General features: G+C 74.6%; 8 protein-coding genes. All 8 read right to left on the reverse strand.

Annotated features, from left to right (window positions below; all coding sequences use genetic code 11):
- Positions 1-810, reverse strand: a complete 810-nt coding sequence (locus tag AC5L3X_RS27330; RefSeq protein WP_494860640.1) for an oxygenase MpaB family protein — start codon at positions 808-810, stop codon at positions 1-3.
- A 113-nt stretch (positions 811-923) separates the two neighbouring features.
- Complete coding sequence (gene rpe, locus AC5L3X_RS27335) at positions 924-1580, reverse strand: ribulose-phosphate 3-epimerase (protein WP_494860642.1); 657 nt, start codon at positions 1578-1580, stop codon at positions 924-926.
- 88 nt (positions 1581-1668) lie between these two features.
- Entirely contained in the window at positions 1669-3108 is a 1440-nt protein-coding gene (locus AC5L3X_RS27340; protein WP_189126682.1) for an RsmB/NOP family class I SAM-dependent RNA methyltransferase, read from the reverse strand.
- Entirely contained in the window at positions 3105-4034 is a 930-nt protein-coding gene (gene fmt, locus AC5L3X_RS27345; RefSeq protein WP_494860644.1) for a methionyl-tRNA formyltransferase, read from the reverse strand. Before fmt ends, AC5L3X_RS27340 begins: the two co-directional genes overlap by 4 nt.
- Positions 4035-4036: 2 nt before the next feature.
- On the reverse strand, positions 4037-4585 hold the full coding sequence (def, locus tag AC5L3X_RS27350; protein ID WP_189126684.1) for a peptide deformylase: 549 nt from the start codon (positions 4583-4585) through the stop codon (positions 4037-4039).
- A 26-nt stretch (positions 4586-4611) separates the two neighbouring features.
- Entirely contained in the window at positions 4612-5946 is a 1335-nt protein-coding gene (locus tag AC5L3X_RS27355) for a hypothetical protein (RefSeq protein WP_494860645.1), read from the reverse strand.
- A 37-nt stretch (positions 5947-5983) separates the two neighbouring features.
- Positions 5984-7492, reverse strand: a complete 1509-nt coding sequence (locus AC5L3X_RS27360) for a hypothetical protein (RefSeq protein ID WP_189126686.1) — start codon at positions 7490-7492, stop codon at positions 5984-5986.
- 49 nt (positions 7493-7541) lie between these two features.
- Positions 7542-9704, reverse strand: coding sequence for a primosomal protein N' (locus AC5L3X_RS27365; RefSeq protein WP_494860646.1), 2163 nt, complete (start codon positions 9702-9704; stop codon positions 7542-7544).
- Positions 9705-9925: the final 221 nt, after the last annotated feature.

Below are 9925 nucleotides of genomic sequence, written 5' to 3' on the forward strand. Positions count from 1 at the left end.
TCAGGCGGCCGTCATGCGGCGGGCCCGCCGCGCCACCGGCGAGTAGCGCACCTGAGGCGGGACGAGGCCGAGCCCCACGTGCAGGGTGCGCAGTGTGGCCGTCGCCCACAGGTCGCCGAGGGGCGTGGCAGGCAGGCCGTACAGCCTCCTGGCCCAGCGGGGCAGGGTGGCGAAGGCGAGCAGCGTGAGGGCGGGCACGGCAGGCTTGAGCGGGGTGAGCTTCAACGGGAGCGGCGCGTTGAAGGACTGCCGCAGCGGATGGGCCGCCTCGGGGACGAACCGCAGGCCGGGCCGCTCGGCCCGGATGTAGTCGCGCATCTCCCCCACCGAGCCGGGAACGTCGTCCGGGGACAGGCCGACCACCTCGGCCGCCCGCCGCCACTCCGCGACGAACCGGTCCGCCTCGGCGTCGGTCAGCCGCACCCCGCCTCTGCGGGCCACCGACAGGTAGGAGTCGACCTCACCCACATGGACCCAGCGCAGGGCCTCAGGGTCGTCGAGGTGGAACTCCTGGCCGGTGTCGGGATCGTGCGCGGTCAGGGTGGCGTGGATCTTGCGGACGCGCCTGCCCGCCCGCTCCACCTCCTCGCACGTGCCGTACGTCCGCACGCGGACGAACTCGGTGGTCCGCGCGAAGCGCGACCAGGACTCGCCGGGGTCCATCAGCGCGGAGTTCTGCAGCACGCCGCGCATCGCGCGCGGGTGCAGCCCCTGCATCAGCAGCGCCCGGAAGCCACCGACCAGCAGGATCGGCTCCCCCATGACCCGCCACGTCACCGATCCGGGTCCGAACAGCCCATGGTCCGTCATAAGTAAACAATTACCCGTTCCACGGCTGGTTCATGTCACAGCCTGTCCTGGTTATGGCTATTTTCGGGATCTCGGACGTTTCGATGCTGGATGAGCCACTGCCGTGCCTGGGGCTAGGCCTTCGCGGCCTTGGCGCGGAGCGTCTCGACGGCGGCGGCCCGGTCGGCGCTGCCGTAGACGGCGCTGCCGGCCACGAAGACGTCGGCGCCCGCCTCGGCGCAACGCTCGATGGTGTCACCGGTGACACCGCCGTCCACCTGGATCCAGATCTCGCCGCCGTGCCGCTCGACGAGCGCGCGGGCGGTGCGGATCTTGGGCAGCACCATGTCGAGGAACTTCTGGCCGCCGAACCCTGGCTCGACCGTCATCAGCAGCAGCATGTCGATCTCGCCCAGCAGCCCTTCGTACGGCTCGACGGCCGTGCCCGGGTTGAGGGCGAGCGCCGCCCGGGCGCCGAGCGAGCGGATCTGGCGCAGGGTGCGCACCGGAGCCCTGAACGCCTCGGCGTGGATGGTCACGCTGCCCGCCCCCGCCTCGGCGTAGGCCGGCGCCCACCGGTCGGGATCCTCGATCATCAGGTGGCAGTCGAGCGGGATCGACGTCGCCTTGAGCAGCGACTCGACGACGGGGAGCCCGAGTGTGAGGTTGGGCACGAAGTGGTTGTCCATGACGTCGACGTGCAGCCAGTCGGCGTTGGGCACCGCTGCGGCTTCGTCGGCGAGCCGGGCGAAGTCGGCGGACAGGATGCTGGGTGAGATCTGTACGGCCATGATGTACGGAGTCTATTGAACGACTCGCGGCCTCCTCGGCCCGGATCCGGTCCGAGGAGGTCACGATCGAGCCCCGGCTGGGGCGTCGTCAGGCGGGAAGCCTGCGCAGCAGCGCGAGGAACATCGCGTCGGTGCCGTGCCGGTGCGGCCAGAACTGAACGTGCGGCCCGTCGCCGAGGCCCTCGATCCCGGGCAGGTAGTCGCGCGCGTCGAGCTGCCGCACGTCGTCGCGGCGGCCGATCACGTCTCCCACCACCACCCGGGTCTCGGCCAGGTGCGGCGAACACGTCACGTAGGCGACCACCCCGCCGGGGCGGGTGGCGTCGAGCGCGGAGTCGAGCAGCCGCCGCTGCAGCCTGCCGAGCTCGGCGACCCCCGAGGGATCACGCCGCCAGCGCGCCTCGGGCCGCCGGCGCAGCGCGCCGAGCCCGGTGCAGGGGGCGTCGAGCATGACCCGGTCGAAGGAGCCGGGCCGCCAGGCGGGCTCGGTGGCGTCGGCGGTGACCACGGCGGCGTCCCTGGTGGTCTGCCACACCAGCCGGGACCGGTGGTGCTGCGCGTCGGCGGCGAGCAGCCGCGCTCCGCCCGCGAACGCCTCGCCCGCGCCCGGCACGCCGTCGTCGAGCCCGGCGAGGTCGCCATGGGTGGCGAGGGCGTCGAGCAGCCCTGCCTTGCCGCCGGGACCGGCGCACATGTCGAGCCACACCTCGTCGCGCCGGTCGAGCGGCACCCGGGTCAGCGCGAGAGCCACCAGCTGACTGGCCTCGTCCTGCACGGCGGCCCGGGTCTCGGCGACGGCGGTGATCCTGCCGGGGTCGCCCTCCGGCAGGTAGGCGGCGTAGGGGGATAGCCGGCCGGGCTCGGCGTTGCCCAGCTCGGACACCGAGCTGCGGCCCGGCCGGGCCACCAGCGTCACCAGGGGACGCGCGTTGTCGGCCTCGAGCAGCGCGGCGGTCTCGTCGGCGTCGGCGCCCAGGGCGTCGCGGAAGGCGCTGACGATCCAGCGCGGATGGCTGTGCACGATCGCGAGATGGCCCGACAGGTCGCCGGCCGGATCGGGGGCGACGATCGCCATCCACTCGTCGAGCGAGCGGGACGCGATCTTGCGGAGCACCGCGTTGACGAACTTGGCCGCGCCCGCGCCGATGCGCAGCCGTACGAGATCGACGGTGGTGCCGACGGCGGCGTGCGGCGGGACGCGCATCTTGAGCAGCTGATGGGCTCCGAGTCGCAGGGCGTCGCGCACGGCGGCGTCGGGCTCGCGGTCGCCGCACACCTTGATGATCGCGTCGTAGCCGCCCAGGCCGCGCAGGGTGCCGTAGGCCAGCTCGGTGGCCAGCGCCGCGTCGCGCCCCTTCAGCCCCCGCTCGCGCAGCAGGCGGGGCATCAGCAGGTTGGCGTAGGCGTCTCGCTCGTCGACGGCCCGCAGGACGTCGAACGCCGCGTTGCGCGCCTGGTCACGAGCCGGCCTGCGCGGACTCCGACCGCCCCGGCCACCGGCCGGCTTACGGTCCGTGCGGTGCGTCATGCGAACCTTTCGCCATTGTCGACCCGCGCTCCGCGAGCCCATTCGCCCGCGCTCATCAGCCGCTTGCCCTCCGGCTGGACCTCGCCGAGCTCGACGGGGTGCGTGGCCGTGCCGACCAGCACGACGTTCTTGGTGGCGGCCACCTCGCCCGGCGCGAGCCGCTCGGCGTCGGGCACGAGCCGGACGGGACCGAGCTTGACCCGATGCCCGCGGAACGTGCTCCACGCGCCGGGGCCGGGCGTGCAGGCGCGGACGAGCCGGTCGACGCGCATGGCCGGCCCGGACCAGTCGACCTGGGCGTCGGCGACATTGATCTTGGGCGCGAGGCTGACCCCGTCGAGCGGCTGCGGCCGTGCCTCCAGCTTGCCGTCCTCGACCCCGTCGAGGGTGGCGGCGAGCAGCTCGGCGCCGGCGACGGACAGCCGGTCGAGCAGCTCGCCGCTGGTGTCGCCGGGCCTGATCGCCTCGGTGACCACGCCGTAGACGGGCCCGGCGTCGAGCTCCTTGACGATCTGGAACGTCGAGGCGCCGGTGATCTCGTCGCCGTGCAGGATCGCGTGCTGGACGGGGGCGGCGCCCCGCCACGCGGGCAGGATCGAGAAGTGCAGGTTGATCCAGCCGAAGCGGGGCACGTCGAGCGCCGACTGCGGCAGCAGCGCGCCGTAGGCGACGACGGGACAGCAGTCGGGGCGCAGCCCCGCCAGCCGCTCCAGGAACCCGGGATCGCCGGCCTTCGCGGGGCGCAGCACCTCGATGCCCGCCTCCTCGGCCAGCTCGGCGACGGGTGACGGGTGAACCTTGCGGCCCCTGCCGGACTGGGCGTCGGGACGGGTGACCACCGCGACCACCTCGTGACGCGGTGAGTCGATCAGGGCGCGCAGCGACGGCAGGGCCGTCTCGGGTGTGCCCGCGAAGACGAGACGCATGGTCAGAGCGCCCTTCCGCCGGTGGCGTGCGGGGAGAACCTGACCGTGGGCGCGGCCAGGCCGCTCCACTCGGCCTCGCGGACGGCCTTCATCGCGAGCTTGCGCTGCTTGGGATCCATCCGGTCGATGAACAGGATGCCGTCGAGATGGTCGGTCTCGTGCTGGAGACAGCGCGCCATCAGGTCGCTGCCCTCGATCGTGACGGGCTCGCCGTGCATGTCGAACCCCTTGGCCACGGCCCGGATGGCACGCGGCGTCGGGAACGACAGGCCGGGGAAGGACAGGCAGCCCTCCTCGCCCTCCTCGTCGAGGTCGGCGGACAGGTCGAGGTCGGGGTTGATCAGGTGGCCGAGCCGGTCGTCGACGTAGTAGGTGAACACCCGCAGGCCGACACCGATCTGCGGCGCGGCGAGACCGGCGCCCGGAGCGTCCATCATCGTGTCGGTCAGGTCTTTGACCAGCTTCCGGAGCTCCTTGTCGAAGTCGACGACCGGGGCCGCCGGGGTGCGCAGCACCGGGTCTCCGAACAGCCGGATCGACTGGATCGCCAAAGGGTCACTCCGTTTCGTCGGCGGGATCAGCCCAGTTTAGTGTGCGCCAGGGATCGGGCCTTCATCGCCGCTTTCCGGGCCGCCTTGACCACGGCGGGGTCGTCGTGGGCCGAGGCGAGCATGTCGAGCACGGCGAGCGTGTCGGGGTGCCCCACGGCGGGCATCTCGCCGACGAGCCTGATCAGGTCCTCGCGGGGCTCGGGCGTGTCCAGCCTGCCCGCGGCGTGGCCCGACAGGTGCATGAGGGCGGCCAGCGCGTCGACGGCGATCCAGGTGTGGTCGTCGGGGCTGAGCGCCGGTGCGTCGAGGTCGCGGATGTGCAGCCAGGAGGCGGCGTAGCGGCGCATCAGCGGCAGCTCCAGGGCCCGGCGGACGGGCGCCTCGGCCTCGGGGCCCAGCTCCTCCAGGATGGCGCCGACCGCGCCGCGCCGACCGGCGCCGCCGGTGGCCGCGATCTCGATCAGGTCGCGGGCGGCCTCCTCGGGCGCGCGGCGCTCCAGCCAGCCGGCCACGGCGCTCTGCGTGGCGGTGCCCTTCACCAGGGCTTCGACCAGCTCGGCGGCCGACAGGTCGGCGAACACCTCGACCTCGGCCGCGGTGGGCGCGTCGTGGCCCTCGCGGAGCAGATCGCGGCGGATGGCCCAGACGCCGAGCGGAGTGAGCGCGGTGCGCCCGGCCGCGGTCTGCTCGACCAGCCCGCAGTAGGCCAGCAGGGACAGCGCCTCCAGCAGCTCGGCGGGCAGCGACGCGGCCAGCCTGCGCATCGGGACCGCCCCGGGCTCGCAGGCCACCTCGTGGGACTGCAGAATGCCCCTGGCCAGGTTGGCGACCGCGACGCCGGAGCGCACGGAGTAGATGGTGGCCAGCATCTCGGCGAGGTGGTCGTCGACCACGGCCGAGCCGGTCAGCCCCTCGTCGGCGCGGTCGAGCACGTCCATGACCACGCCGTCCCAGAACTCCAGCGTCGCCTCGGCCGTCATGCGCGTCGGCAGCGGGCCGCGCATGGCCTGGCCGCGCACGATCCGCAACAGGCCGGTGTTGACGGCGACGATCCAGATGAGCCGGACCCGGGCGGCGGGCACGCCGAGCGCCTCGGCGGCGGCCACGGCGTCGGGCTCGGTCAGCAGCCCCTCGGGGGTCACCGGGCGGCTGCCGGTCCAGGTGGCCAGCCGGATGGCGTCGGCGACCAGCGGAACGGCCGGGACCAGCCGGGCCAGCTCCTCGTCGGGGCCGAGCGGGACCGGCGGGAAGGTGAGCGCCTCGCGCTCCACGGCTGTCTCCTGCGGCGGCCGGGTCGGCACGGCGGCCTGCTCATCGATCAGCTTGCGCAGCTCGGCGAGGTTGAAGACGTTGTTTGCCACCCACGAAACTTACTGCACAGGAGTCACAGGGGTGTACTCATCGGATGCTCCGCGAGCGGGCTTTGAAGGCGGCCTTGCGCGCGGCCTTGGCCACCGTGCCGTCGGACAGCGAACGGCCCAGGAGCTCCAGGACGTCGACGACGTCGGGGTGGTCGACGCGCCACATCTCCTCGATGAGGTGGGCGGGCGGGCCGGAGGCGGCCATGTTCTCGCCGAACACGTCGGGGTCCTCCTCGGCCGACGGCATCGCCAGCGCGAGCATGTCGATGCTGACCCAGAGCAGCTCCTCCTGGGTGAGCGCGGGGGCGGGCAGGCCGCGGCTGGCGAGCCAGTGGATGGCGTGCGGCCGCAGCTCGTGGTCGTCGAGGCAGGCGCGCACCTCGGCCTCGGCCTCGGCGCCCAGCCGGTCGACGATGGTGACCGCGATGCCGCGGGCCACGGCCGGGGCTCCCACGGCCGCGGCGAGCAGCTCGGCCGCCGCCGCGCCGGGAGCCCTCCGGTCGAGCCAGCGGGTGATGTCGCTCTCGGCCAGCTCGGTCGGCACCCCTTCGAGCAGCCCTTCGATGAGGCCGGTCGCGTCGGCGTCGGCCAGGTCGCCGGCCAGCGGCGCGTCGAGGCCGAGCGTGAGGTAGTGCTCGCGCAGGGCCCAGACGGCGAGCGGGGTCAGCCCGGCCGAGCCGCCCTCCTGCTCGACCAGGCCGCACCAGGCCAGGCGGCCGAGCGTGCCCGGCAGGTCGACCGGGCCGTCCTCGGTGAGCTCGTCGAGGTAGTCGCCGATCACGGTGACGGGCACCGGGACCTGCAGCCGGTAGAGCATGTCGAACAGGTCGTAGAGCTCGTCGTCGAGGTCGGCGCGGCCGGTGACGGCGCCGCCGGTGTCACGCTCGACGAGGTGGGCGACGATCTCCGCCCATCTCCGCGGCGGCTCGCCGCCGGTGCTCCGGCGCAGGTCCTCGGCCAGGCCCTGGCGCGGCTCCGGCCCGTGGATCTCCACCCACAGCGGGACGTCCGCCAGGCCGGCCAGCAGGTCGCCGGGCGGCGGCAGTCGTACGGCGGGCAGCGGTGAGCATCCCGGGCAGTCGCAGGGCGCCTCCCCGAGATCGGGCAGCTCCCCGGAGGGGACGGCGATCGACTGCTCCAGCGACTCGGGCCCGATCGCGCTGAACAGGCTCTTGGCCATGCCGAAGTTGGCCGGGTCAGCGAGCGCCTCGGGCATCCTGGGCGCGATGTCGGCGATCCGGTCACGCATCGCGGCCGCCGTCGCCTCGCTCACCTCGCCGGCGTCGCGCAGGTAGTCGACCAGCGTGCGCGCGGCGGCCACGGTCTCGGAGGCGCTCTCGGGCGGCGCGATGACCTTGCGGGGGTAGATGGACAGCAGCAGCTCGTCGAAGGTGTCAGGGGTGAAGTCGCCGAGCTTGTCGACGTCGAGGTAGTCGCTGGCGTAGTCGCAGAGCAGGCGGACCTCGTCCGCGTCCACGTCGACGCCCCGCGTGCGGCCCCAGGCGCGCAGGTGGTCGATGGCTCGGTTCACCCATTCGATCGACACAGGGGCACGCTAACGGCTGACTTACAGATGAGCGAATCGGGGATCGGGCCTAAATCAGGTCGAGAGGGTCGACACTCACCCTCACGACATCCGGCGCCTTACGCGCCGCACGCACCCCGCTGGCGCCTTTGAGCGCCGTGGCCAGACCGGCCCCCCCGCCCCAGGGGACGCGGATCATGGCACGTTCCCTGCCGGCCTCGTCGATCGGCACCGGGCCGAGCACCTGCGCCTCGGCGGGCAGGCGTACCTCGTCGAGCATCTGCCTGACGGCGGCGGCCGCGCCGGTGAGCGTGGCCATCCGCACCGCGGGCGGGAAGCCCAGCTCGGCGCGGTCGGCCAGCTCGCGCTCGGCGTGGGTGATCGGGTCCCACCGCAGCAACGCCTGTACGGCGGGCAGCGCGGCGTCGCCGAGCACCACCAGCTCGGCCCCGGGCCGGAGCAGGGCGGCGGCGTTCATCCAGCGGCGCAGCGCCTCCTCGCCCGCCCTCAGGTCGGCCCGGCCGAGCAGCGCCCACGCGTCGAGCAGCACGGCCGCCGCATAGCCGTCCTCGGCCACCGGCTCGGCACCGGGCGTGGCGACCACCAGCGCGCGGGCGGCGGAGACGGTGGCGAGCACGCCGTCGCGCCCGGAGGTCCGCACCGGCACCGAGGGGAAGGCACGGCCGAGCTCCTCGGCGGTGCGCCGGGCGCCGATCACCATGGCCCGCAGCCTCGGGCCGCCGCAGTGGGAGCACCGCCAGCCGGCGTCCACCCGGCCGCACCAGCGGCAGTAGGGGGCCGCGTGGCCGCTCCTGAGGGCGAGCGGGCCGTGACAGAGCGGCTCGCTCTCGGACACGTCGAGCGTGCCGTTCTCCCCCGGCCGGGCGCCGGCGCGCGTGGGCGGCAGCGCGCACCGCGCGGGGGTCCGGCAACGCTGGCAGGACACGGCCGGCAGGTAGCCGCGCCGGGGCACATGCACCAGCACGGGCCCGCTCTCCAGCCCCTGGCGCAGCGCCCGCCAGGCCACGCTGGGCAGCCGCGCCGCCCTCGCCGCCTGGTCCTTGGCCAGCTCGGCGTCCTCTCCCGCCGGTTTCACGCGGGGGGCCAGACTCCTGATCGTCTGCCGGGCGGCGACGATCGGCCTGGCCCAGCCGGTGGCGACGAGCTGGGTGGCCTCGGCGGTGCGGGAGTAGCCGCCGATCAGCATGGCCGCCCCGGCGCGGTGGGCCCGGAGCGCGAGCACCTCGCGGGCGTGAGGGTAGGGGGCCAGCCGCTCGGCGTGCAGGTCGTCTCCGTCGTCCCAGATGGCGGCCAGCCCGAGCTCGGGCACGGGGGCGAACATCGCGGCGCGCGTGCCCACGACCGCCCGCACCGGCCCCCTGAGCACCCGCAGCCACCGGCGGTAGCGCTCGGCGGGACCGAGGTCCGCGGTCAGCGCGACGTACGTCTCCGGCTCCAGCAGGCCGGCGAACGCCGTCTCGGCCAGTGCCACGTCCTTGCCGTCGGGGACGACGACGAGCGCCCCCCGTCCGCCGTCCAGCGTGGCCCGCACCGCCCGGGCCACCGCGCCGGCCCATCCGGTCGCGCCGGGCAGCGCCTGCCACACCGCCCGCGGCGACCTTCGCTCCCGCAACGCCTCCAGGAACGACCCCCCCATCGGGTACGCCCCCCACTCCCCCGCTCCCCCTTCGCCGGCCGTCTCACCGGACGACCGGCCGCCGGTCCCGGGGCCATGGGGATCGACGGCCGGGGCCGGCCGTGGCTCCTCGGGAGGGGGGGCGGATGAGGCCGGTCCGGGGACCGCCGCCTCGGCCTTGGCGTGGCGGGGCGGCACGGCGAGGCGCAGCACATCGGCCAGGGTGCCCGCGTAGCGGTCGGCGACCGCACGGGCGAGGCCCGCGATCTCGGGGGTCAGCACCCGCTCGGGAGAGACCACCCGCTCCAGGGAGGCCAGCGTCCCGGTGTGCTCGCTCTCCGCGGCCCGCTCCAGCAGGAACCCGTCGACCAGCTTCCCGGCGAAGCGCACCCGCACCCGCACCCCGGCCTGTGCCGTCTCGTGCAGCGAGGCGGGCACCAGGTAGTCGAACGGCCGGTCGAGATGGGACAGCGGGTTGTCGACCGCGACCCTGGCCACCGGCAGGGAGGGGGCCGGAACGGGGGCTCCCTTCGACGGCGCCGCCGCCGCGGGCCGCACGGCGTCGAGCGGCAGGAGGGCGTCGTCGGAGTGGGTCACGCCCTACGTCTACCAGACCCCGGAACCTCAGGCGTCCACGGTGCGAACCCCGGCCCGGGCCGCACCGGATCCCCCGCGGCCCGGGGTCCGTGAACGCGACGACTGCCGCGTCCCGGGCGGGACACGGCAGTCGGTGGAACAGGCTCAGAGGCCGGCGGCGGTCCGGAGCGACTCGGCGCGGTCGGTGGACTCCCAGGAGAAGCCCTCGCGGCCGAAGTGGC

The organism is Nonomuraea sp. CX421, from assembly GCF_059358955.1.

Bases quoted from the DNA above. Each gene is read 5' to 3' on its own strand.
- AC5L3X_RS27330 (WP_494860640.1), bottom strand. From the start codon at position 810: ATGACGGACCATGGGCTGTTCGGACCCGGATCGGTGACGTGGCGGGTC.
- rpe (WP_494860642.1), bottom strand. From the start codon at position 1,580: ATGGCCGTACAGATCTCACCCAGCATCCTGTCCGCCGACTTCGCCCGG.
- AC5L3X_RS27340 (WP_189126682.1), bottom strand. From the start codon at position 3,108: ATGACGCACCGCACGGACCGTAAGCCGGCCGGTGGCCGGGGCGGTCGG.
- fmt (WP_494860644.1), bottom strand. From the start codon at position 4,034: ATGCGTCTCGTCTTCGCGGGCACACCCGAGACGGCCCTGCCGTCGCTG.